This window comes from Fulvivirga sp. M361 (genome assembly GCF_007097395.1).
GTDB lineage: Bacteria > Bacteroidota > Bacteroidia > Cytophagales > Cyclobacteriaceae > Fulvivirga.
In genome coordinates this window covers 539976-566514 of the sequence record NZ_VKDC01000006.1, presented here as the reverse complement: position 1 = coordinate 566514, position 26539 = coordinate 539976, and the positions used below count along the sequence as shown (strand labels likewise).

Below are 26539 nucleotides of genomic sequence, written 5' to 3'. Positions count from 1 at the left end.
TGCTTGTTTTTAAATTTTAATAAGTATTTAGGTGAATGCAGTTCTCAACTCCGGCACAACTAATGTCTCAAGGTTCTTTTGATGGTCATTGTCCTGTAATTGATGTAAAATTGCCGTGTATACCGTTGACCACTCTCTCAATTCCTCATAAGTGTAATAACATTTATTAGAAGAGAGCCTCAGGACCAGGTTCGAATCAGTTTCAGTGATGGCCATAGATAATGGCAAGTCTTCATGGGACCTTAAAGGGTGAACAAGTCTCAATAACGTACTACACAGACGATACGCTTCCCGCTGACGATGATACCCGAAGAAAAAACCCTGAAGCTCTTTAATACTCCTGTTATGGTGCATCCAGATTTCCAGGTTATTTTCAAATGGAAATTGCTGATGCTTTAAAGCCTGCGTAATGCTGCTTATACATTGTGCTTTCCATGCATCAAGGGACGTGGCAGTGTCAATCGTGAATCTTACAGGCAATACGTTAGAAATGAGCCCGACGATCTTTTCGGTATGCCGGTCAAGTCTGTTGTGGACCGGTAACAGGATAATGATATCTTCCGCACCAGTGAGTCTATGGATCAGCAAGCTAAAAGCCATAAGGCAATACTGAAATAATGTAATCCCCTTTCCATCAGCCACTTCAGACACTTTCAAACGAATAGCATCAGAAAGCTCCATAACAAAATGAGCGCCTTCAAACCTGGAGTGACTACTCACTGAATCATTTTTCCGTAACGGAGCAACCAGACTTTCAGCAAGAACTTTTTCCCAGTACTTTTTATCCAGCATATACTGGGGTGAATTAAAATAATACTGTCTGGCTTTTTTAAAGTCGGCAAACTGGTAATCAGCAAATGGAAGTGAGCCATTATTGAAGTGCAATTCAAGCTGTTCCATGATAACTTTCATAGATTCTCCATCAGAGTTGATATGAGGCATTTCAAAATGGAGATAACTGCGCCCATTCGAAAGTGAGAGTATGGTAACCCTCAGAAGTGGAGGTTCGTCCAGCCGGAAAGCCTTTGAGATCTTTGAAAGCTCATGATCCGGATCATCTGTTTCCGCCTCAATGGTTTGAACCTGTATCAAAACATCCGTATGCAGTTTCCGACACACCTCTTTCTTCTCCAGGTAATAGGAAGACCGTAAACTTTCATGATGATGTATGATTTTATTCAAACTTCGGGTCAATATCATCAAGTCCAGGTCACCTATAATCTCATAGGTCAGAAATGCGTGGGGAAAAGGGACCGAGGGATTTAATTTGCTTTGTATAAACAGATTCTTTTGAGCGTTAGTAACCCTTCTTTCATCCAATTTAAACTGGTCTTTTTTTTGACAGGTCTCCTCCCCTTTATTCAACCGTTCTGTTATAGTGCCTTTAAGTTTTGTGAATGTCAAACCTTCAAAAAGATCAGCCGGTGACAGTTCTACATTGAGCGCTTCATGCACACGATACTTCAACTTCATTAATGCGATGGAATCGCCTCCTAATGCAAAAAAACTCCTCTCCATGTCATCAGAAGGTGCTGGTAAGGCATGACACCAGATTTCAAAAAGTTCTTTATCCTGTTCGGTTACCGGCAAAGGGATCTTTTCATTGCTTGCGGCTGGTAATGGAAGGGACTTCTTGTCTATTTTATTGTTAAATGTCAATGGCCAGTCCTCTATCTCTACCCATTGTGTTGGAACCATATAGTTGGGGAACAGGCCTTTTAATTGACTTAAGAGCCTTTCTTTGTCAAACCCTTTTTGGGGTTGAACATATCCTACCAGATGTTTAACCCCTTTCTTCACTTCTTTAAGCATGACAATGCTCTGACAGACGAACGGGTCCCGGTTAATTTCATGTTCTATTTCCTTAAGTTCTATCCTTCTTCCGTTGATCTTAACCTGGTCATCTGTACGCCCGAGATACTCTATGGTATCATCTGCCCAACGTCTCACGATGTCGCCTGTTCGGTAGAGTCGCCTGCTTTTACCTTTCAGGGTGAGATTAACAAATTTTTCATGTGTTAAGGCTTTTTTATTCCAATAACCCAGGGCCACCAGCGCTCCTTCAATGTATAGCTCTCCCTCCTGATCACTCTCACAAACATTAAGGTCCTGATCAAGTATCCAACAGGAAACACAGGATAAAGGTCTTCCCAGGGGAACAACCTCTGGGTATTGTGAAACGGTTGGAGGGAATTCATATACAATTACCCCTACCGTTGTTTCTGTAGGGCCATAATGATTATAGAATTTACAACTTTGGGGAAGTAAACCCCTCACCTGTCTGGCCAGGGCCATCGGACATGCTTCACCTCCAACGATCAGCCTGAGCCTGGGCAGTATAGCACGATGACCATTATTTTGAATGAAAAAATGTAACAAAGAAGGTGTGATCTTGTAGCAGTCGATGGTATGGCAGTTGAAATAATCTATCAGTACCTGGAAAGACCGGATATTTTTGACGCCTAAGACATGTAGCGCCTTACCAAAACATAAGGCACAAAACACGGCGGTGTACGCAGCATCGGCAGAAAATGAACCTAATAATGCATAACTGTTACAGTGCTCCAGCGCCATACGTTCATACACTGCGAAGGTATAAGCACATATTTGGGCATGACCGACCATTACTCCTTTGGGTTGGCCGGTTGAACCGGAGGTATAGATCACATAGGCTAAAGAGCCGTGGTCAGAACAGTTGATCGAAATCAATGCTTCTTCATCTGTTTCTGTTTTCAGTGAATTAATATTCACTATCAGGTAATGACCCGGCATTTTTACAGCAAGATCACTTTCAGATGCTATGATCCATCGGGGTGAGCAGTCTTCAATGATGTGTTTTATTCTGCCAGGAGGGTATTCCATATCTACCGGTGCAAAAGCAGCTCCTGATTTCAGTATCCCAATTATAGCGATCAATATGTTTATGCCTGAGCTTTCCAAAACGGGCACCACTTCGCCAGGCAAAACACCTTGACTTAAAAGTATATACGCCAGATTGTTAGATAATTTATTTAATTCCCCATAGGTCATTTGATCGCCATCATCATGAATGGCTATTGCATGAGGCGCATGCCTGGCTTGCTCAACAAACAGGTCTACAAGTGTTTGGTTCTTTTTCACTTTGTTTCATGTGGCTTGTTAAAAAATTTGCATGAACGTATCTTTTCAAGCAAGGTATACCCATGGGTCACTGAAGTACCTCTGGTGCCCGGGTCTTATTTTTTTCAAGGTAATGGGTGATCTCCTGGCAAGCCTTCACAGTAGCCTGGGTTTCAGGAATTGTGCTAAAAAGCTGTGAAAGATTATCCGTAAACCGCTCGTAGTTATTGAGAATATGATCAACAGCCCTTTGCAGTTCGGAAGTAGTTGCTTTTCGTTCTTCTATACACACTCCTATACCCAATTCACCTATGTTCCTGGCAGTCATTTTCTGTTCCGGGATGACCGGGATCACGACCATAGGCGTCAACGTATAAACAGCTTCATGAACACTAGCCATTCCTCCCCGGGTAATAAACAGTTTAGCTTCTTTCAGGACCTTTTGCTGTTCAACAAATGGTACAAGTTGAATATGATCCGGAACATCACCAAAGTATGACAGTAATGCCCGGGACCCAACGGAGATAATTACTCTGACATCCTTGTTGCTAAAAAGATCAATACAACTTCGAAAAAACTGTAACTCTTGGCTGACGATAGTACCCATTGAAATATAGACCAACTCTTTTTTGCCAATGGATTTCATTTTTTGAGTCGGATAACCCAGGAAGTGGAATTCCGGGCCGAAAAGTGTTCTTTCCGGTTGGAAAGCTTCCAGGATAAACGACAGGTTCAATTCCCCTTTGTTAATATAAACGTCCCACATGTCAGGCCTTAGTCTTAGTCCCAATGCTTTATATAATGACTTACTCTTTTTCAAAAATCCAATGGCCTCTTTGACATGTTTACCTTCCTGCAGGTTACCGTCGTAGATCTCCCTGAAAAAAGGCAGCATAATGCGCTGGTCCAGGATGAATGTGGTGTATAACGTAATGTTTGGGACCTGGCAGTGCCTGGCAAGTAGTTTACCCCAAACCGCTAAATGTGAATGAATGATTACATCAGGTTCTTCTTGTTCAACCTCGTGTACCAAATAAGGCATTATACTGGCTGCCGCATTGATCAATATCTCTCCGAAGTCAAAATACGATGTTTGTTCATTGATCTTATCAGAATAATGACCGGTAAAAACGGTAGGATAAGATTTAAACTTAAAATAATGACTTGTATTCGGGGCAAAGTCTTCCGTATTATAATGTACGACATCATACCCTTTTAAGGCCAATTGGTCTATAACAGGCGTCAGGGTTTTGTCTACACTAACAGAAGGTAAACTAAAAAATAGAATTTTTTTTGGCATCATCAGGGGGGCTGGTGACCATTAAATCGGGTTTATTTAAGTACGTCTGAATTGGTTTTAGTCTGGATGAATTCCGCTAATGTGTTAATGTTGCTGAACAACTTCGCGTTGATCTCCGCTTCGTCAAAGCTTATTCCAAACTGGTTTTCAAGTTCTACGATCAGGTTAATGATGGCAATTGAATCAAGGCCTATACCACCATCATACAGTGACACTTCATCATTAATATCAGATTCCCTGATGCTTAGCTCCAAATCCTTTACAATGATGTCTTTGATCTTCTTTTTAGTCTCTTCCATAACGTAATAATTTATAAGGTTTAATTTTGTAATTGGTCAACTCACGCAGGTATGCCGTTATCCGGCAAGCTCAGTTATGTGCTGTTTCATGTAGTTGCGGTCAGGTTTACCGCTTGACAGTTTTTTTATCTCCGGCACCAGGTATACTGCATCGGGCACCAGGTGCTTATTCAGGTTTTTTCCTGAACGCAACTTTATTTCTTCTTCCGACGGACCACCGGCATCGCTCTTTTCGTAAACAGCTATTATTTCGGCGCCTGAATTTTGATCACCGGGTCTCTCGAATACAATCAGACCGGAGATCTCGGGAAAAAGCCCTTTTAATTTCGATTCGATCTCATCAAGCGATATCAAAAATCCCGATCGATTGACGCAATGATCGATCCGGCCTGAAACTTTGAAGGCATTGGCTTCACAGTCTTTGCCAACGTCTTTGGTAAGATGCCATTCTGACCTTTCCATCCGGCAACCCTCTTCATCGAGGTAAGCAGTGAAGGATGCCGGATGATGGCAAAGTATTTCTCCATAACGTTTATCCAATTGGATATCAATACCTTGCAATGGTGTTAAGGCACCCTCCCATCGTTCTTTTTTATTGTTATCTCCTTCCGGCGAAGTAGCTATCGCTCCTAGCTCACTGCTGCCGTATAAATTGACCAATTCCCCAAACTGGTCTTCAAAGGCTTCATAAGATCTTGTATCCAATCGTTCACCTGCGCTGATGTAAAGGCTTCGGGAATGAACCTTCTTTTTAAGTGTTATGGCCATACGACACAAGGCCGGGGAGACCAGGGTGAAATGAGGAGTAAAAACACTGTGGCCTTCCAGAAATTTGATAATGTTGGCTTTGCCTGTTAAAAATATATTGGCACTGGCCAGAACAGCCGGAAGTACTCCTACCCCAAGTCCAAACATGTGAGTAACAGGCACTGTAATAAATAGTCGCTGACCTCGACTGAATCCGAACCTGTCCACCACATTCAACGCATTTCTGAGAAGGTCTTCATGTTTGAAGTAAATATATTTAGCTTTTCCGGTAGTGCCTGACGATGATAAGATCATTCCTGAAAACTCTTTTATCGCCCTTCCTGGTTTCAAAGTTTTCCAACCCGGATTGTCATGCAACTGAAGCTGTAACTGATCCGGGCGCCATTCTTTGAGGTGATCAGGTAGGGTTAAGATCTGGTCACAGAAAGCAGGAAACTTATCTGCCAGTATCTCAGAAGAGATATAACCATTGATCTTTTTATATATGAAATAAATCAGGACCACAACGGAAAGAGGATCATTCCCCAGCGATAATCCAATACACCGTTTGGTATTAAATACATATGTATTGTCCCAATACCTGAAAATAGCAGGAAGGTCTTCGTAACGGACCATAAAATGTCCATTCCCGATGATTCCATCCGATTTAACCAACCTGGCAAACCAATCTTTCACAGGCTTCATATTCTTCCCAGAGATTCCTCGTTAAAATATTCGTGGATCACCCCTATCTTTCTGTTATCCACCCAATAGTCATATTGCTTATCATATATCTTATTACTACTGACATTCAACTCTTTCGCAATACTATTGCTACTATATTTTTCAGTGCGAAAATGTTGTTTCATTATGGATTCCGTAGGGTTATAAGCATGGAATATCCTCCCTATGGGTAATTCATCGAAAGCAATCGCATTGTATTCCTGCGGGGTCATTTTTTCTTTCACCAGGAAGCTTTTGCAAAACAAAATAGGCATTGCCGGAGAGTTAAAATAAAGTTTTACGGCCCGGTTGATCAAAGTACTTCCTGATTGCTGTGTTTCATACTGCAACTGTATGGATGAATGTATCTTCCCTCCGCACGTTTCTTCTAAAAAGAAAGTGGTAGAACTTTGCAGTTCCAGAAATTTGTCAATCAGAACCGTGAGGTCATTATTCAGCATAGCCTTATATTTTCAAAGTGGTGTATAATATCTTTTGTCTTTAACCGGATCGAACGAGACGTCATTTTAACCGTCCTGGACCAGCATGGAATACTGGCCGGATCCAATCCATTGATCTTAAATAAGCGCTGACAGGTCCTCGGCGTTTACTCAGCTGACAACCTGTATACTTGGGCAGTATTGAAATTAAACTTTCAGGAAAACCATTTAGGAGAAATAATCTCCTGAAATGTATGGCTCAAGATTTAGTGTTTTGATCTATTCAGACCTCAAGGACTTTATCGGGTTTAGTAATGCAGCCTTTGTACAATGATAGCTGATGGTCAGCAACGTAATGGTCATAGCCCCTATTGCCGCAACCAGGAAAACCCAAAAGGGCAAGCCAGATCTGTAATGATAGTTTTGAAGCCACGAGCTCATTAAAAAATAAGCCAGTGGCAATGCGATGATAAGCGCCATAATAACCAGCAAAGCAAAATCTTTTGATAGCAGCATCCAAAGATTGAAAACGGAGGACCCTAGTACTTTCCTGATACCTATTTCTTTCACCCGCTGTTCTGCCATAAATGCCGCCAGTCCGAAGATCCCCAGTGACGATATCAAAATAGCCAGGACAGCAAAAAATGAAGCTAGTTTTCCTACACGTTCTTCGTATTTGAATTTTTCATTGAATTCCTGGTTGACAAACTGAAAATCGAAAGGGACAGCAGGGTCATACTTTTGAAAAACCGATTTTATCCTTGCCAACGCCTCTGTATTACCGTATTCAGGATTGATCCTCGCTGTGATCAGATACGACCTGTCGCCAGTCATTTGAAAGATAGAAGGCCTGACCGGCTGATAAGGAGATTCAAAAACGATGTCCTCAATCACTCCTATCACATGAAAAGGCCTGCCCCTCCATTCGACAATTGAACCGATGGGTTCTTTCAATCCCATGAATTTAACGGCAGTCTCATTGAGAATAAATGCCATTTTATCTGACGGAAATTCTCGCGAAAAATCTCGCCCTTCTATGATTTTCCAACCTATGGTTTTACCGTATTCGGGAGTGACATTATTGATGGGAAATTCCAAGGCCATATCAGGGTCTTTGCCTTCCCAGTCGATCGCACCATCAGAGACATAATAATCGGTGGTGGAATTAGCGGATTCGGTTACTTCTTCTACCACCTGTGTCCGGATCAATTCATTTCTGAAAGCGTCAAACGTTTGGTGTATTTGATTCGTGGTATTAAAGGTGATCAGATAATCCATGGTATACCCCACAGGTTTACTCTTTGCAAAGTGTATTTGCCTGAATACTACAATCGTTCCTATGATCAACACCAATGATATGGTGAATTGGAGTACTACAAGTACTTTCCTGGGTAAAGACGTTCGTTTGCCTGCCTTAAAAGCCCCCTTTAGCACACTGGCCGGTTGAAAAGATGATAAATAGAACGCAGGATAACTTCCTGCCACAATCCCGGTGGCTAAACTGAATACAACTCCAATTACCCAAAAATAAAGGTCAGACCATGGTAATTCCATGCTCTTCTCGGATATCTCATTAAAGAAAGGCAGAATAAAATATACAATGGGTAAAGCAAGTAAAAAAGCTATAAAAGAAATGAAAAAGGCTTCAAGGAAAAACTGAAATACCAATTGGAACTTTACTGACCCCATGGCTTTTCGTATCCCCACTTCTTTTGCTCGTTTTTCTGATCGGGCTGTACTTAAATTCATGAAATTGATGCATGCCATCAAAAGAACGAATAAACCAATTGTACTAAACAACTTTATATATTGGATCCTACCTCCTGTATTCAAACCATTTTTAAACTCTGAGTAAAGGTGCCATTTGCTCATCGGGTGGATAAATACTTGTTTTTGATATAAGTCAGCTTCGTCGGGTGAAAGTTTTTCATTGATCAACCCTCCGATCTTCTCTGATACTATTCCAAAGTCTGAATTCTCCGACACCTGGATAAAGGTTTGGAAATTGTTGTACTGCCAGGGATTGGAATGGCTTTTTGTTGTAGCATCATTGTTAAGAAAAAGCTGCCAGGGCGCGATGAATTTCAATCGTTCAAAATCAGAATTATCATCAAAGTCCTTATATACACCGGTAACCTGCACTTTCAATTGACTGTTTATCTGTAGAAATTTACCCATCGGGTCAGTGTCACCAAAAATAGAATGAGCTACAGATCCGGCCAGAAAGACAGATGAAATATCCTGTAAACCTTCTTTGCTTCCCTTGATCATTTTAAGACTAAGTAAGTCGGGTGCATCTGCGTCCATGAAACTTCCCACTATCTTGAATTTTCGGTCGTCTGTATGGGTAAGTACATGTTCAGACTCCAGGGTGGACATCACAATACGGTCGAAATCCTTACCATATTTGTTTTCGAGCTCCTCCCCGATCTGATAAGGCATATAGATCAGTGATACTCTTTCCCCATTAAAATTGACATGATGCATTAATCTGCCTACCCGATCATAATGGGTATGCACCTTGTTAAAAGACAGTTCATTCAATATCCAAATACCCATCAAGATCGTTACCGACATACCTATTGCAAACCCTCCGATATTAATGAAGGTATAAGCCTTGTTTTTATTCAGGTTTCTTAATGTGATCTTTAAATAGTTACTTAACATATACTGATACTCGAATCATAATTTGCCACAATCAACGGTCTAAAACAAATCGTTGGTTTATATACCTTTCAAAGCGAAGACAACGTTTAGAGTTACGGGATTTTTGCAAGCATGTTAGCTGAGACATCCACTAAAAGCGTTTTGTCAACCACATCAATCCTTACTACCAGTCTGCATTGGCCTCTTTTTTCCAGCAGCACTCCACTGAGTCCCTTTAGATGGCCACTTACCACAGTTACATTTTCCTTAAGATTAAAGTACTTATTACTGACTTCCGGGTTTCCTAATAAAGTCAATCGCAGGTCATTAATTTGCTGCTCCGGAATGACGGCCATCTCATTATTGTATTCCAGAAATTTCACCACACCCTGTGTATTGAGTATATCGTACTTAAAGTGCTTCGTCGTTTTTACGAAAAGGTAATTTGGAAACAATGGGACCTCTATTTTCTTCTTACGGTCACTCCACTGGCGAACGATTTTTCTTGTCGGAAGAAAAGCAGTGATGTTCTTTTTGCTGAAATCACTTACCAGCCGTTTTTCGAAATTGGTACGCGTATATATAGCGTACCAAGATCTCTGGGGGATTTGATCCATGATACTCGGGTTTCACGTTGGTTATTAAAAAGTTATACTAAGTTTATCCTTATCTCAATCTAACGAAGGAATCAAATCCTGACCGCAAAATGTCGAGATATGTCAAACACCGGGGCAACTTATATATTAGGAGGTTTGGGGGTTTTCTTTAATTGAATCAGTTGACTTAAAATGCCTTGGTTTATAGTCTCTTACAAAAAGAATTGTATCAAGAAAGTTACAGCTTCGCTCTTCAAATCACACTTTATACCGTGCGATATGTTTCATTAAGTCAAAATGAAATAAGTATAATTATAGATGTTTCATTTTTAAAAGTCAAATCAACATTTAAGTTTTCTTAAGTTATTCGTCGAATTGACATAATGGTCATAGTTTCTACAGCCTATCTACGATGAGACATGAAATTTATCGGAAAATTATCAACCCAATATTATTGACGAACCGTTCTCAGGTTATACGAGTGTCGTGTCAATGCTCAAATGGAGGTTAAACTATCTTTTCGGTCTCGTTCCCAAAGTCGGCAGTCGACAATAAACCATCGGCAACCTGTACTTCCCTAAATAGCATTGACCGTTTTGGAGATGAAAAAGCCAACTCAAGACTAATGACTCACGACTCAAGACTATGGACTAAATAAGTACCACAAGCTTACTTTATAGCTAAAAAAACTGATTACTAAAACATTGAGTCTAACAAAGTAGTACTAGTCTAAGAGAAATTATCTGTCTATCACATGGTTTCATTGAATCCGTGTTTAACCTATCACCCTCCCTGTTTCAAGGCATCTATCGGGTTAGACCTGGCAGCTTTTAAGCTTTGCCCAATAACGGTTGCCATAGAAATAACCGTTAACACTACAATGGAAAGACCATAAATGTACCATTCAATTTTAGTCCGGAATGGATAATCATTTAACCAATTATCCATGGTAAACAGTGAAACAGGAACGGCAATAATAATTGCTATAACGATCAGGTAAACTGTTTCCTTAGAAAATATCATGATAATACTACCTATACTGGCTCCCAGCACCTTTCTTATTCCAATTTCTTTGACTCTCCTGTCTGCGGCATGAGAAGTCAATGCAAACAAACCCAGGCATGAGACAAACAAGGCCAGTATAGTAAAAAGTGTTAATATGGCGCCATGGCTTTCCTCACTTTTGTATTGACGATCAAAAAAATCATCCGCATAAAAATAATCGAAGCTGGAGTTTTCGAAATACTTTCCCCAATCCTGTTCCAGGCCTGAGACCAACTCTTTAAAAGAGTTTCCTTTAAAATCAACTGTAATATAGGCGGGCCTTATCCATGAGATAGCACTATTCATAATAAACATAATAGGTGTATAATCATTGCTCAGGCTTTTCTGATGCCAGTTCTTAGTCACACCAATAATTTTAAAAGGTTCCGGTTGGCCTTCGAGCATCACCTCTTTACCGATGGCCTCTTCAGGATCGGCTATTTCAAGTAATTCTAATGATGACTCATTGACGATGAGTTTATCCGATTCATTCCCAAATTTTTTATCAAATTTCCTCCCTGCAATCATGGGTATTTGATAGGTATTTAAATAATCAAAATCTACTGTTAACATCTCATACAACCGATTTTGATCTGAAGAACGACCTGATCTCAGCTTATTTGACAAAAATTTGGCTACTTCCATGCCAGGCACTGAACCTGACAATGTTACATTTTTTACCTCGTGCCTGCTTTTGAGGTCTTCTGAAAAACTCCTGACCCTTTCCTCAAAGTTTTCGGTAGCAGCGGGGAATTTCAGCACAACCTTTTCATTCACATTTACGCCTAAAGACTGGTTTTGCATAAATTGTATTTGCCGGTATACTATTACTGTCCCTGTAATCAGGAATAATGACATAGCAAACTGGATGACCATTAAAACTTTCGCCGGTGAAAATGTATGCTTATGGCTTGTAACATGACCTTTGATCGAATTGATCGGCTTGAAAGAAGAGAGCACCACGGCGGGATAAAAACCGGACGTGAAAGCGCCAAAGATGAAAACGGATAGACAAGTCACCCAAAATAGTTTTTCGTCCAGCAGAGATAAGGTCAATTGTGAATCTGTAAACAAACGAAAATAAGGCAATGCTACTATAACTAACCCGAATGACAGGATTAGCGCCAATACATTGACAACTGCCGACTCCAGGATAAATTGCTGAAAAAGCATTTTTCGACCTGCGCCATTGAACTTCCTGATGGCAATTTCCTTTGTTCGTTCATAAGACCTTGCTATCGATATATTGATATAATTACCCCATGCAATAATCAGAATAATAGCGGCAACTGCCAACAATGAATACAGAGACGTCTTGTTGCCTTTAACTTCTCTTTCATATTGCTTCCATGGACTAAGGTGAATATCCGTTAATGGAACCAATGAAATACCCCAGGTCTTGGATTTTAAAGCTTCATGTGTTTTGAATTTTTCTGCCAATGCAGGGAAGGCGGTCTCTATTCCTTTGGGAGACTGATTTTTTTCAAGCAGCACATAGGTATAGACTTCATGTAAATACCAAAAGTTATTTTTCCATTCCGGCAGGCTGTTGAAAGATATGAAATAATCAAACTTAATATGAGAATTTTCAGGCAGATCCTCGATAACCGCAGTTATTTCACACTCCCTTTTGGCACGGGATGTACTAAATGATATTACCTCCCCTATGGCAGACCTGTCATGAAAGAGTTTTTCTGCTGCGCTTTTAGTGACTACCACGGTATTAGGTGATTTGAGCATAGAAGACCTGTCGCCTTCAATGAGATTAAAATCAAACATTGTAAAGTACTCGGGGTCAGCGTATGTGATGGTATTTTCCCGGAAGAATTCATCTTTATAACCAACAACCTGTTCGGTTTGGTCTAATGCTACTCTTGCGAAATTTTTGATACCCGGTATATTGTCTTTCATGGCTTTGCCATATCCAAAGGAGCTGGTTGCCCATTGGTCGGTGAGTACGTCTCCTTCATAGAAATTACTTTCCACCCGGTATATTTGATCAATATTACTATGGAATTTGTCAAAGCTGAGTTCAAAACTCACATACATTGCAATTAAAATGGATGCTGCAAGACCCAAAGCCAGGCCGGTAAGGTTAATGGTGGAAACGAGCTTGTTCCTGGATAATACTCGGAACGTTGTAAGGAAGTATTGTTTTAACATAACTGACAGAAAAAGAATAGTGAACGTTGGACAAACCAGGTCTGCCCAGGCAATTTCTAAGAAATCATTAGAAAAATAGGGCTAAATTTTCATCCAAAACAGGTTATAGATCATATTTAAATTTTCCTGTATTATTTGACAAGGTGATCACTCAAATCAGGGCTATCGCACTTTGAGTGTTCTAAGCCCTGTGAATAAACTGATGGATACTATTACAGTCAGCGGCAGAATCTTTACCCATTCCAATAAGCAGCGTGTACTAACGTAACGTCAGGTAAATGGCAATCGTAGCAGGGTCAGGTACCTCAGAACATTGTATTGAACCAAAAACTGAACATATGGGAGTCTATGATGAGATTGTAGAAGCTAAAGCGAGTATTTACCTGGATCAAAAATGGCCTCTATTGCATGTGTGCATCGTTATTTCATGATCCGCAAAATCCGGTCATATTGATCACTTTTGATGGTGTCGAGGTACTGTAATCCAAAAGATCAGGACAATTCCAGATAATAGTGATCTACATATCCGTCAGGATAAACTCCCTGCAGCATAACACCGGATTTATTTTCAATGGCTTCGGCAAAGTCCTCCAGGGTATATATTTCTATATGATCTACCACCGTAATAACAAAACCCGGACACATATTAGTACGTTCCGCCAGTTTTCCGGACAGGCGAGCAGTCACTTTCACTCCCCCAACTATACCCAACCTTCTCTTATCAAACTCTGTTACCTCTCTCAAGCGTGAATGCATCAACTCAAACAGGTTGATGTTAGCGGTTTCTCTTATTTTTCTTCGTTGTACTGAATTCTCCTCGTCCAACATAGTAACTTACTTTAGATAATGACCACAGAATTGTTATCCCCGGAATATCCGTTGGAGACGTACTTATCTGCCTCCAATTCATTTTCCCACCGGTTGCTATCCAATAAATACCTGAACTGATATTCGTTACCTTTGGTCAGGCTCAGGTTAGTTTTAAAGGACCCGTTTTTCAACTTTTGCATGGGAGTAGCTTCGACATCCCAACCGTTAAAATCTCCTACTAACATCACCTTTTTCGCAGTTTTTGCCTGCTCTTTAGGCAAGGTCAGTGTCACTTTACATATATCACGACTTTTTAAGTATTGTTTTTTTATTCCCATAATTTCTTTGGCTTTGCGAATTATCAATGTTTGATAGAAAAAGCTATCCTACAGAGTTCAATGGGAAAACCCGGGCATAGTCTCAATGATGCTCTTATCAAAGTAGGTTAATGGTAGAGATCAATAGACCAAACAAACTTAACATGAAGGTATTCATGTTAATTATGCACTGATTCATTTTCGTACACACAATATACAAAAAATATCGCTGGAAGAAAAAGCGAAAAGTATTTTAATGGCATTCTAACCGGATAAATGCTATGGGTAGTCTTGCCCTATGGTCCTGTGTCATTCGGGAGGCCAGTCAATGACTTCTCAAATATTCTTCCACCCTAAGTCTAAAATCTGATAGTACATTCATATAATTGATACAAGCTTCATAAGGTAAAGCGTATGGGCTAAACTGAGTATGCTGATCATCAGCATTAGTACCCATATAATAAAAGTGATCACTTGACTGAAGATAATACCAGTCCCTTAGAATAGCCTGATCAGTTACCATTGCTATTTTTGGATAAAGGGAATATAATGTTTCAAAGGCTTCTTTCTGCATGTCATTCTCCCGCCATGAAGACATCGTAAGGTCACCCGTACAGGACAAAGGAGCATCAATAGACAAGGGTTTGGGCCGTTTCCTTAAAGCAAGCAGCTCAGTAGCTTTACTTAAGTTAATTTTTTTGTCTGCAGCCATGTTGGAGAAGAGTTTTTCCATAAACCCGAATATCCCGGTATCCTCTTTTTGATGCTCCCCGATGGCCCCATAATCCATCCAGAGATTTAGTACTCTATCGGTTTTATTTAGTTTTTTTATCCAATCCATGTACTTTTCCGCCGAAAGTGGCCATTGGTCCCAGGATTGATTTGAAAAACGCAGGCTTATGTCATCACTTAAATGGCGATGTCTGAATAAAAGCTTTACTGCCGGTGACCGGGCCGAGCGATAGACCTGGTTGATCGTGGCACCATTCAGGACGGCATCTGCACTATCGGTCAATACACCGAGATAACCTACTGCATCGAGAATACCTGCTATGTTATCGGAATAGGTGAGGCAACCATTGGAAAACACTTTTGGTTTTATTCCAAAAAGTTCTTTTACCTTTATTTCATAGCTTTCAAGTTCAGTCAGGAAGACTTCCTCGTTCTGCAAAAAGGACAGTGAATGGGAATAGGTAGTGCCAAGCAGCTCTACTTGTCCGGTTTTAATCAGACGTTGAAAGGAATCGATGGTCTTCGGGGCATGGACCTCCAACTGGTCCAGAAGTGTACCTGATAAGATGAGGTTTATTTTGACCTTATCTCCATACTGTTTTATCAGCTTTTGGAACATCCTGTTGGCAGGCATGTAACTATTAGTCACTACCCGCTGAATTATGTCGCGATTGAGGGACTTGTCATAATAGTTGTGTTTTTTACCTATATCAAAGAAGAGGTAATTCCTAAGCCTGAATGGCTGATGGGCCTGAAAATAAAAAGCTATATTCAGCATATGTTATAGGGTTTGGTTGCAGTCTGATATGCCGAATTCACCACAGCCGCTGTTTTTGACCAGGTCAGATCTGACAAGTCGCTCTCTCCATTCCTTTTTATTTCATCTGATAACGAGGCATATTCCAGTACCCCGTTAATCGCATTGGCCAGTGCATCGGTGTCCCAAAAATTGACCTTAATGGCTGAAGGCAGCACTTCCGATACACCCGACTGACGTGATATGATAACAGGAACACCCGACTTCATGGCCTCTAACGGTGCAATACCAAAGGGCTCTGACACCGAGGGCATAACATATACATCAGACATACTTAGCATCTGATCCACCTGACTGCCCTTGAGAAATCCGGTAAAATGAAACTTTGATAACATCTTGTAGCCCGCCACTTTTAGAATCATTTTGCCTAATAAGTCACCGTTACCTGCTATCACAAAGCGTACATTCTGATTTACATTCAACACTTTTCTGGCAGCTTCAATGAAATATTCAGGTCCCTTTTGGTAGGTGACACGTCCGAGAAAGGTAACTATCTTTTCTTTCAGGTACCTGGGTGACGGAGATTTGATTTTTCTTTTGGCTGTGGCCACACCGTTATAAGATACCAGTACTTTATTGGCGGGTATTCCGTATCTGCCAAGTATGGTTTTGCGTGTAAGTTCACTTACTGCCAGCACCATATTAGCGGCTTGCATCCCCCTCTTCTCCAGGTGATACACCGTAGGATTAATTTTGGGCGATCGATCATACTCTGTTGCATGGACATGAACAAACAAAGGCTTTCCACTTATCATCTTTGCAGCTATCCCAGCTGGATAAGTGAGCCAGTCATGTGCGTGGACTACATCAAAGTCATTAGTCCTGGCTATGGCCTCCAGAGCAAGTGCATACCAATATACTTCTTCATAAAGACCGTCTCCATATCCACCTGAAAATGGATAAAGTGAGCGGCCTGACAAATTGTGTCTTTGTAAAAAATCTTTTTGAAGTCTGTCCAGGCCGGTTATGGTGTTATTGACTTGACGCTTACCAATAGATACTGAACTGGCGCTGATAATCCTGAACGATTTCCTCGACTTTCTCATCTGTGCATGCGGGAGCACAAAATCGATCTCTACACCTTTTTTTAGTAGTGCTTGCGTCAGGCCATGGCATGCTGTGCCAAGGCCTCCTGATATGTAGGGCGGAAATTCCCACCCGAGCATCAAAACGCGCATTTAAGTACCTGTTTGGTTGGTTTATTATAAAAGTATGACCTTGAGACTAAGTTTGAAATGATAAATGTTCAGGAGTGCGCTGATCTATGTCAAGAATCAGACAGAACGCTGAATTATCATAAAACCAGAACGGCTTCGGGTAGGCAAGTTGTTTTAATCTCCACTCAAACATTCCGTTTTTATTAGACAAAAAACTCTTGTCCCGGTTAGTCTAGTCTGTACATGATATTACCTTAAATCAGGCTGTATCATGTCTTGTTGTTTTTATGCTGATATTTTAAAGTTTCAAACATTTCTGAAATTTCAGTGTTCATAAAAAGAAACAAACAATAACATTCATGAAAACTATACTTCTAGCAGATCTAGTTGCTATCCCAAAAGATGATCCGGTTGCCTTCACTTTCTTCACAGGTTATATGGCAATGCTTGCAGCTTCCGTTTTCTTCTTTTTTGAACGTGGACAGGTGTCAGGCAAATGGAAAACCTCTTTGCTGGTATCCGGTCTTATTACTGGCATCGCAGCCGTGCACTATTACTACATGCGAGACTACTATGCTGCCACTGGAACAAACCCTACCGCATTACGGTATATTGACTGGACGTTGACCGTACCATTAATGTGCGTTGAGTTCTATTTGTTAACCAAGCCTGCTGGTGCAAAAATTGGTTTGATGTGGAAATTGATCATTGCCTCTGCTTTTATGCTGGTGATGGGCTATATAGGCGAAGCTTTTGTACCCATGAATACGGATGGTACAGCTGCCGCTGGAGCGACAAGTCACAGTGTAATGTATGGCATACTTTCGACCCTTGGATACATATACATTTTGTATACTGCATGGGTGGGTGAAGTCAAGAAATTAGGAGATGCTTCAGGTAATCCCATCGTTGTAAAGGGAATCAGAACACTTGCATGGTTTGTACTTGTTGGATGGGCAATATATCCAATCGGTTACATGTGTATGCCTGGAGGGTGGTTAAATACCGGCTTAGGCTGGACATCTCAAAACGTAGACCTCTTCTACAATATCGCAGACGCCATAAATAAAATTGGATTCGGTTTGGTAGTATATGCTATCGCCAAGTCGGACACTAAGGAGGCAGCAGTTGCCTGATTCAGTTTTAAGTTCAAGTTTAGTAAGGGGTGGTTGAAAAGCCATTCCTTAAATTTCTTTGCAATGACACAGTTTCTGGTTCTTCTTTTGGCGATAATAATCCTATCCCTGTCTGTTTTGGGAGTCTGGCTCGAAAGCGTTCAAGGGTATATTTTCATATTAATACTTGTAACGGTAGGTATACCTCATGGCTCCTTAGATCACAAGATATTATTCTCAAATAGATCACCCACCAAAAGTCAAAAACTAAAATTCTATATTACCTACGTCAGCTTGATGCTTATCACAGGTGTATGCTGGTACCTGGAGCCTAAATGGTCTTTTATATGCTTTTTGATCTTATCGGCATATCATTTCGGCCAGTCTCAGTTATATTATGTAGCCTATGGGAAAACCTTTTCATTGCTTTTATATTTGTCCTGGGGTGTATTCTTACTATCATCTATTGTTTACTTTAATCTGGCCGAGTGCCTCGATTTCTTTCTAAGTGTAAAACAGCTCGAAGCAGCATCCTATGTAACCTCAGGAACAATCAGAGGGATAATGACATTGTCCGGGGGCCTTTTAGCAGTACTTTTGACCAACGCCTGTGTTTCGGGTAGAATTTCTTCCAGGGCCCTGGCTTACGAAGTAATATCTCTGGTGATTATCATTGCACTCGCTGTGAAATCCACTGCAGTAATGGCTTTTGTTGTTTATTTTGGTTTATGGCATTCTCTGGTGTCGTTGAGCCTGGAATACCAACATTTGAAAGGTGGACCAGGAAAGATCAATTTGCCCCTATTCATCAATGAATTGTTGCCACACAGTATTGTAGCTGTCTTTTTCATGGCGTTCTTTTACTGGTATAGTTTTACTTATGACTGGAGTATATCTCCATACATGCTGTTTATTGTTTTGATTTCCATTATTACCGTCCCTCATTTGTTTGTAATGAGTAGGTTATACAATCTTTTTAACCGTAGATTCGTATAACTTTCAGAACTCCTTAAAACATCTGAAATATATGGAATATCAAGACGCTAAAGCTGATCTTATTAACTTCTGGGGTGCTATAGGTACAAGTTGGGGAGTTAACAAAACCATGGCGCAGATATATGCTGTTTTACTGATTAGTGACAGGTCATTATCCATAGAGGAAATAATGTCAGAGCTAAATATTTCCAGAGGTAATGCCAGTATGAATGTGAGGAGTTTGATCAGTTGGGGGCTTATTCAAAAAGAAGTCCGGCCGGGAGAAAGAAAGGAATATTTTTACGGTGAAAAAGATGTTTGGCAAATGTCCCGTAAAATAGCCGGCGAACGTAAAAAACGTGAGATTGAACCCCTATTGCTTAAATTGAAACAAGTGAAGGACATTGATGACAGTAGTCCTGAAGCTAAAGAGTTCAAAAAAGTAGCCACAGAGCTTCATGACCTTATTACCACCTTTGATTTAGTATTAAAGAAATTTATTAATACCGATAATAAGTTGGCCATAAAATCACTCCGGACCCTTCTATCAATTTCCTGATCATTACCCTTTATAAGCTTAAAAGAGTTTGCTTCGGGTTGACCTTAAGTTATTCAGGTGATGTGGCATACATTTCCCTGTAACATTCACCTTTTCCTCTTGATCGTCTTATAGAATACCCCTCTTTTAAAGCCTTCAAGCACTTTTCTGTACGATTGCACCCCCATTTTTGAATTTGGGCAAATCATAATCTCCTTAAAATTGAAAGACAAGTTTAATTCAAAAATAAACGTTAAATATTCCAGTATTATGAACAAAAATTTTATTAAACGATTAAGACTTAATCCATTGATCCTCCTGGGCTCGTTAGCCGTCATTTCAATGATGGTTTCTTGTGGGGATGATGATGGCGACGACCCCGGTGCAGCCATCCCTGCGGTGATCTCAATTAGCCCTGAAAGCGGTGAAGCCGGCGATAATGTGACCATCACCGGTACAGATCTTGGCAATGCCACGCTCGTCTCTTTCGGTACGGTACCAGCAACAATTGTGTCCAATACCGCCACTGAAATTGTTGCTACAGTACCTGAAAGTGCCACCACAGGAAAAGTATCCGTAACCACGGCAGGAGGTGTGGGTATAAGTCCGGGTGATTTTACAGTGGTGATCATAGGAGCGGTCACCATAACCGAAGTAAGCCCGGTGTCCGCTGAAATTGGCGGAACTGTAATGATCACAGGAACAGATATGGCAACGGTAAGTTCTGTCAAAATTGGCACAACTGATGCCACTATAGTAGGTACAACCGATACTTCTGTGGAGATTATGGTAGGAACAGGTACACCACTAGGGTTAAGTACTATTACGGTAGTAAATGATGGAGGAACAAACACTACATCAACCGAGTCATTAAAATTCTATGTGATCAAATTAGTGGATCAAAACATGATAGGTGATTTTGAAGATTCAGCAGATCCTGACAAAAAAACCTTCACCGGATCTGCAGATGCCGAAGAATCAACGATCCATGGCAAGAGCAATGATCCTGTGGTATTAGAAAACGCCACAGCACTTCCGCCTGCAATCGACGGAGTGTTCTTTCAGATGGAGGGGTTCAGTAGCACAGATTTCTCGGGAAGTTATGCAGCAGGTTTGAATCTATCCACACAGGCGGCAGGTACATTTACCGATTTTTTCGGAGATGCCACAGCGGAAGAGATCTATTTTAATATATTGATAAACTTTGGAACATTGCCTGACGGATATGCTGAATCTGAAAACGAAGAAGATTATGTAGCGGGTTTCAGGTTCAGGTTCGACGGTGACGATTATGAATACAGAGTCACCATTAAAGAGCTAACGGACATGGGTTTTATGCCTGATGAGAATGGCTGGTATGATCTCTCGGTGCCTGCCACACTTTTCACCGACGATGCCGCACTGGGAACTTTTGCTTTTGGAGATTTACTCAGGTTTGGTCTTGCCTCACGCAGGAATTATGGAAGTGGTACTACGCTGCCATTGTCCGCGGATAACGGAGGTGTATTCTGGTCCATGAGTTTTGATAATGTAAGTATCTCTGTCGGAGGGCCACATTCTTCCTTGTAAATTTTGGTCAAATAGTCTGACAAAAAGGCCGTTGCATGTGAATTGTAACGGCCTTTTTAAAAGAAAGTGTTTTGGCTTAATTCTTTTTGATCAATGACAGCAACCTTTGCTCTAATTGATACTGGAAAAGAGACTTGATATCAGGTGACTTTCCTGTGGCAATGATAAAAGCTTCAGGGCCATATTCTACGCCAACGGGACTATTGGCATGTACACCGACCAATGTTGCCTCAGGGCCATCTTTCATACCCTTTAATATTATCTTTTCTGACCGGTCAAACCCATCTTGAAACCTTGCCTCAATATTCCAGAACGTATTGTAAGCTCCATGGCTGGGTTTCCAATAACCGGCTCCCCCACCGGCAAACAGCGGATAACTTCTTTCCCCGTTGAGTGTGACCTCTACTTTAATATTATCAAAAAGATTTTGATGGTTACAGCCGGAGTGCTGGTCTAAAACAGGGTCCGTGAGTACCTCACAATTGGTATACACACTTTTGGTTGCGTAAGTGTTAAAGGATAACGGATGACGAACACTGTTTTTTACTTTAAGCTGTTTTACCAATACGTTGTGTACTCCGCTCATTGCTACACTGTAATGCGCTTTTTTAGCGCCCAGGGTTTCTATGTTTGATACGGTAATGTTGGCTGCTTCTTCCGTAAGTACGCCTGCATCGGCATTCTTTATTTTAACGTCCTGTATCCAGCTGTTAAAGACCCGGGTAAGAAAAAATGCATTAAATCCCGCTTCCACATGATGCGGGTAGTCGATGGACAGTGGGAATTCTACACGAAAATGGGCAAACCCTACTTCCTTCAAATGCTTCCATTCCACCAACTGCGGTGTCCATTCCGGCCGAATGTCCATCATCAACTCATCTGCCAAAGTCACTTTATTCCCTTTAATATTCCGTATGCTGCTTTGCTGACGGACCAGTGCGGTTTCAGGGTTTCTCCAATGATGAGAACCTATCCTGATGTCTGTGCTACCGTAAAGTTCTTTTAAAATAGACCCCAACTCCCCTTCTTTGTTAAACCATTGTAACTCTACTACGTCACCCTCTTTGAGTTGACTTGCATCAGAAACCTCTATTAGTGTGGTTCCACGCCTTCCATTGGTAAGCTTTGAAAGGACGTTAGAAGGCTGATCATACTCTTTAAGATAAGATTTGACCCGCACGCCGGGTACTTTCGTCCAGAAAAAGCCTCCGGACCAGGCATACTGTGAAAAAGGAGCGTAAACATTATTTTCCGGCTCTTTTTGAATTTTTTCATACTTTACCAGATATTCCCTTAGTTCTTTAAGTGATTCAGGGTCAGCCAACATACTTAGTGGGAAGGGGAAATAAAGAACAGTCCCCAGGGCACCGCTGCCGGCCCCTCTCAATAAAATATTACTTCGTTCTATATAAAAAATCTCACTTAGTATTAATCGACCGGCAGGAAACCGGATCGTTACCGGTTGGACCATTTCATGTGCCGCTTTCAGCGCTGCCTGCAATGCTTTACTATCATCAATTTCGTCATTCGCCATAGCGCCATAGTCCGTTAAAAGTAATGTAACCCCTAATTGCCCGGGCAACGCTTTTTCACTATTGTGATACCCTGCATAGGAAAAATCAGGGACATATATTCCTTTTTTTTGTAGTAGAGCAAGTTCAGGATTGGCTTGAGCATAAAGTAGGTTGACGTTCATCCACAGGCCAATCGATAAATAGAATAATCGTCTGGTTTTGTTTTTTAATGGATTGGTAAATGCCATGAATTATCCGGTGGGTTAAGGTGAAATTGATTTCATTGGTTCAAAATATGTTCTGCTCCATCCAAACTTTGCATAAGTCTTTCCACAACGCCCAAGGCTGTCCTTTCTTACCGAGCCCGGACCCATGACGACCATTTTGAAAGATGTGCATCTCTACAGCCACATTATGTTTAAGCAGTGCTTCATAGTATCGAATACTGTTTAAAACAGATACCGAAGCATCATCTGTACCATGTATTATAAAAGTTGCAGGTGTATCCGAAGTCACATTTAATTCACTGGAATTGGTTTTAACCAGCTGCGAGACGGGATTTTCCCCCAATAGATTTCTCCTGCTCCCCATATGGGTTATAGAAGTATCCATAGAAATAACGGGATAAATTAATATGGAAAAATCCGGTCGACTACTTAATTTATCAATCTCATTATCAGTATTTTCAATTCCATCATTATAATTATTACTTAAAGCACTTGCCAAATGTCCACCGGCAGACCCGCCCATTATCCCTACTTTTCCCGGATCAATATCAAGGTCATCAGCCATATGCCTAACAAGTCGAATGGCTTGAAGGGCGTCAGTAAGAGGTACTTCATGAGGTTCAGTGATGTTCTCCGATATAGGAAGCCTGTATTTTAGAATAATAGCCGTAACACCCATTTCGTTGAAATAGTCCCCATACCCCTTTCCATAACCTGGCATTGCCAACCTTCCGTAGCCTCCTCCCGGGCAATATATCACAGCCACTCCCCTGTTATTCTCTTTTTCCGGCTTATAGATATAAAGCTGTGGGATTTGCACATTGGAAACCCTTCCGTTCTCCCAGGATTCTTCCCCGATTATCCCGGTGGAGTAAGGCGGGATTCCTTCATACAAATCAATAATTCGCTCCTGCCCGAATACGAATATCGGGACCAGGAAAATAGTGAGGATAGTAAGAAATCTCAACATCATTTATTCTTTCATTAGTTTAAGCAGATGTGTTTTGCCATCTAGTTCAAAGCTCAGGAAATACAGGCCTTCACCTAATGAGGGGAAAAAGAGGACTGTTGAGTCATCATGTAACTCCATTGTAAAAGGTAACTTCAGATTTCTACCTTCTATGGTCAGTAGCTGTATATTCGACAGGAGTGAAAGTGGTCTGTTGATACTGAAGCCATTTTCGAAAGGATTTGGATATCCTGTGACCTTCTCATTCCCATTGATGTCGTCGTTAATGCTGAGGATAACTTCTTCGGGCGCCACTGTAATGCGAATCGTTTCCTCCTGACTACTTTGCCGGTTGTCATAGGCTACAGCTTTCAATTCATAAGTACCTTCCGGCATGTCGAATAAAACAGCATCTGCATCACTTCTTACCCCCCACTCATAGGGCGGGTTTAACTCTTCCCTGTGAAATTTATCATTGACATACAAGTCTACCCTCGCAATGCTTCCATCGGTATCTGAGGCGGCCACTTTCACCAGTACATTAGCCTCAAAATCAAAGCCTTGCTCATTGGCAGGAGTCAAAAAAGACACCTCGGGAAATTGATTAGCCAGAATGTCCCGGGTATCGTATGCTTTGAGACCGTCATTATCGATTGCCTCCAGTCTCAAGGTGTGCATACCACTCTCCAAATTAAATAAATGTGGGTCCTGATTCGGGTCAGTGCCCCAAATGTATGGGGGAGCCGCGATCATTCTTACCAGTTCATCATCTAAATAAAGTGATACGGCACTCACTGTGCCATCATTATCTGTGGCATCGGCCTCCACCTTAAATTTTTTTCCTCTTTCAATGATTTCATTTCGTCCTGGACTAACAAAAGAGACACCTGGAACACTCCCTATGATCACTTTTATGCTATCCGAGACCTGATTGGCATCATCGTCGGTAGCCAACACTTTCAGTAAGTACACCCCGGCAGACATATTGAACAGTAAGGGGTCCGCCATAGCATCTTCCCCCCAGAGATAAGGGGCTTCTGTGTCTTCCCGCACTAATTCATCATTGATATATAGTTTTACACCAGTGATCATTCCGTCCGGGTCTGAGGCCGATGCCGCTACCTGAAGATCACTTCCTATTTCAAACTCATTTCCACTGCCAGGAGTAGAAAATAAAATGGACGGAAGGGTATTTGCTTCTGATAAACGCAGTTCCAGTTGTGCTTCAAACAACGACCTTGGCTCTACTATCTGCCCTTCCATTTCATTCATCCCTTCGTTGATAAAGTTCACTTCCGTATCGGGTTGAAAACCAATGAAGAGAGGGTTAGCATATGTATTTCCGTTCCTGTTATCAACGGACCAAAAGTTATAGGTTTTGGATGAGGTGGAGCTATGTCTGAAGTTCCAAAAGGTAAAGTGCTGACCATGATGCGGATAACTTTCATGAGGCCCTCCATTCTGATCAAAATCACCGCCTTGTACATCATCAATGAGCGTAACATAGGGCTGACCGCTGTGGCTGTCTACAGACTGGTCTTTTTGCATTAAATGTCTTAGATAAACCGTATTTACCCCCTGGTACCCGGTTCCCGGACCATGATGTTGACCCGCCAGATCTTCACAATCTTTTACCAACAGGCCAAACCCCCTCCTTGTGGTAACAGAAGCATGTCCTTTCTTACCTGTAAGCATTACGTTTTGAATAGTAATACCTATGCACTGAACTACATTTATGGATTGGCTCCAACTGCGGAACTCACAGTTTTGAATCCATCCATTCCTGATATTCTCAAATTCCAGGGCATTCCAGCCATAGTCATGGATAGCGTCCTTATGATGCACAAAGTCTTCCGGGTAAGTTTCCCAGTTACTGGTAAATAAGATATTTTCCACTCCTACTTCTCGTATAGTGGTGAGCTCACGGATGACATATGTACCGGACAGTTCCGGTAAATCGGTTTGTACCGGGTTTTTGAATGTCACCCTGTTACCACTTATCGCAGTAATAATATGAGGCTCATATACAGTCATTCCTCCACCGGACCCAAATAATCGTGACCAATTATCAGAGAGCTGCAAGGCGCCAAAGTGGGCTCTGGCAAACTCTTCGCTTTTATGATAAATGTGTATGGTTTGACCTGCTTCCAGTTGATCACTGGCATCTACGGTTACTGAAAAATCGCCCCGTACAACAGGGGCAGTAATCCGGGCCCTGGTTACGATACTGGTAGTAGAGGGTGAAAACCTAAACTGCCAATGACCGTTTTGCACCCTCCTTTGATCCATGAAGATCTCAGTACCCCCTGCCCCACTACCACTGCCTTTCAGCACTATACTGTCTCTTGATATTTGTATCCATTTAGACACATTGTTGTCGGCACTTACCATAAACCTGCCTGGCGGAAAAAAAACAACTGCCGGCCCGGCATTTGCCTCAGCTGCATCTATAGCAGCTTGAATACCTACATCATCATATAAACCATCATCCGTTACGGCGCCATAGTCGGTGACGTTAAATAAAGTCCATGCCGAAATATCAGGTATGGGTTTTTCCGAAAAGTGATACCCGGCGTATGAATAATCAGGAAGAACAGAAGCTTTTCCCTGTGCACGGTCTTCCTGAAACCGGACCCATGACGGCGCCACCTGTGCCAGTACCTTTTGCTGGAACAGCACTATCGAAATGATCATCACTAGCAGTCTCATACTTTTATTTGTTGATTTTCAATATTTCACCTCTCATCTATTTGGTTTAAGCT

At 41.4% G+C, this 26539-nt stretch carries 19 protein-coding genes; 4 read left to right on the top strand and 15 right to left on the bottom strand.

The genetic code is table 11. The annotated features are described in order from the left end of the window. Positions 1-27 precede the first annotated feature (27 nt). The 12 genes from FNH22_RS09195 to FNH22_RS09140 form a co-directional block, all read right to left on the bottom strand. Positions 28-3120: a non-ribosomal peptide synthetase gene (locus tag FNH22_RS09195; protein ID WP_143398061.1), complete on the bottom strand. Its 3093-nt coding sequence runs from the start codon at positions 3118-3120 to the stop codon at positions 28-30. A 67-nt stretch (positions 3121-3187) separates the two neighbouring features. After that, positions 3188-4399 carry a glycosyltransferase gene (locus FNH22_RS09190; protein ID WP_185154144.1) on the bottom strand — a complete coding sequence of 404 codons (1212 nt, stop codon included), beginning with the start codon at positions 4397-4399 and terminating at the stop codon, positions 3188-3190. A gap of 32 nt (positions 4400-4431) precedes the next feature. After that, a complete protein-coding gene (locus FNH22_RS09185; RefSeq protein WP_143398059.1) occupies positions 4432-4698 on the bottom strand; it encodes an acyl carrier protein in 267 nt (88 codons plus the stop codon). 57 nt (positions 4699-4755) lie between these two features. Next, a complete protein-coding gene (locus tag FNH22_RS09180; protein WP_143398058.1) occupies positions 4756-6150 on the bottom strand; it encodes an AMP-binding protein in 1395 nt (464 codons plus the stop codon). Next, positions 6147-6629 carry a hypothetical protein gene (locus tag FNH22_RS09175; RefSeq protein ID WP_143398057.1) on the bottom strand — a complete coding sequence of 161 codons (483 nt, stop codon included), beginning with the start codon at positions 6627-6629 and terminating at the stop codon, positions 6147-6149. The genes FNH22_RS09180 and FNH22_RS09175 overlap by 4 nt, the downstream gene beginning before the upstream one ends. A gap of 258 nt (positions 6630-6887) precedes the next feature. Beyond that, positions 6888-9275 carry an ABC transporter permease gene (locus FNH22_RS09170; RefSeq protein WP_143398056.1) on the bottom strand — a complete coding sequence of 796 codons (2388 nt, stop codon included), beginning with the start codon at positions 9273-9275 and terminating at the stop codon, positions 6888-6890. A gap of 92 nt (positions 9276-9367) precedes the next feature. Beyond that, positions 9368-9871, bottom strand: a complete 504-nt coding sequence (locus tag FNH22_RS09165) for a UpxY family transcription antiterminator (RefSeq protein ID WP_143398055.1) — start codon at positions 9869-9871, stop codon at positions 9368-9370. Positions 9872-10633: 762 nt separating this feature from the next. Beyond that, entirely contained in the window at positions 10634-13057 is a 2424-nt protein-coding gene (locus FNH22_RS09160) for an ABC transporter permease (protein WP_143398054.1), read from the bottom strand. Positions 13058-13549: 492 nt separating this feature from the next. After that, entirely contained in the window at positions 13550-13885 is a 336-nt protein-coding gene (locus FNH22_RS09155; RefSeq protein ID WP_143398053.1) for a hypothetical protein, read from the bottom strand. Positions 13886-13896: 11 nt separating this feature from the next. Continuing rightward, positions 13897-14205, bottom strand: coding sequence for an isoamylase early set domain-containing protein (locus tag FNH22_RS09150; RefSeq protein WP_143398052.1), 309 nt, complete (start codon positions 14203-14205; stop codon positions 13897-13899). A gap of 304 nt (positions 14206-14509) precedes the next feature. Further along, positions 14510-15694, bottom strand: coding sequence for a glycoside hydrolase family 57 protein (locus FNH22_RS09145; RefSeq protein ID WP_143398051.1), 1185 nt, complete (start codon positions 15692-15694; stop codon positions 14510-14512). Then, positions 15688-16911 carry a glycosyltransferase family 4 protein gene (locus FNH22_RS09140; protein ID WP_143398050.1) on the bottom strand — a complete coding sequence of 408 codons (1224 nt, stop codon included), beginning with the start codon at positions 16909-16911 and terminating at the stop codon, positions 15688-15690. Before FNH22_RS09140 ends, FNH22_RS09145 begins: the two co-directional genes overlap by 7 nt. Positions 16912-17249: 338 nt before the next feature. On the opposite strand from FNH22_RS09140, the gene FNH22_RS09135 reads away from it, so the two are divergent. The 4 genes from FNH22_RS09135 (at position 17250) to FNH22_RS09120 (ending at position 21087) form a co-directional block, all read left to right on the top strand. Then, positions 17250-18026, top strand: a complete 777-nt coding sequence (locus FNH22_RS09135; protein ID WP_143398049.1) for a bacteriorhodopsin-like — start codon at positions 17250-17252, stop codon at positions 18024-18026. 63 nt (positions 18027-18089) lie between these two features. Then, positions 18090-19001: a Brp/Blh family beta-carotene 15,15'-dioxygenase gene (locus FNH22_RS09130; protein ID WP_143398048.1), complete on the top strand. Its 912-nt coding sequence runs from the start codon at positions 18090-18092 to the stop codon at positions 18999-19001. 31 nt (positions 19002-19032) lie between these two features. Further along, a complete protein-coding gene (locus tag FNH22_RS09125; RefSeq protein ID WP_143398047.1) occupies positions 19033-19539 on the top strand; it encodes a GbsR/MarR family transcriptional regulator in 507 nt (168 codons plus the stop codon). 249 nt (positions 19540-19788) lie between these two features. Further along, positions 19789-21087, top strand: coding sequence for an IPT/TIG domain-containing protein (locus FNH22_RS09120; RefSeq protein ID WP_143398046.1), 1299 nt, complete (start codon positions 19789-19791; stop codon positions 21085-21087). A gap of 76 nt (positions 21088-21163) precedes the next feature. Here FNH22_RS09120 and FNH22_RS09115 read toward each other — a convergent pair whose 3' ends face one another. From FNH22_RS09115 to FNH22_RS09105, 3 genes are read right to left on the bottom strand one after another with little or no spacing between them, the layout of a single operon-like run. Next, complete coding sequence (locus FNH22_RS09115) at positions 21164-22849, bottom strand: hypothetical protein (protein WP_143398045.1); 1686 nt, start codon at positions 22847-22849, stop codon at positions 21164-21166. A gap of 40 nt (positions 22850-22889) precedes the next feature. After that, positions 22890-23801: an alpha/beta hydrolase gene (locus FNH22_RS09110; protein WP_143398044.1), complete on the bottom strand. Its 912-nt coding sequence runs from the start codon at positions 23799-23801 to the stop codon at positions 22890-22892. Then, positions 23802-26486 (bottom strand): DUF4955 domain-containing protein, encoded by a 2685-nt coding sequence (locus FNH22_RS09105; RefSeq protein ID WP_143398043.1) that lies wholly within the window; start codon positions 26484-26486, stop codon positions 23802-23804. Positions 26487-26539 lie beyond the last annotated feature (53 nt).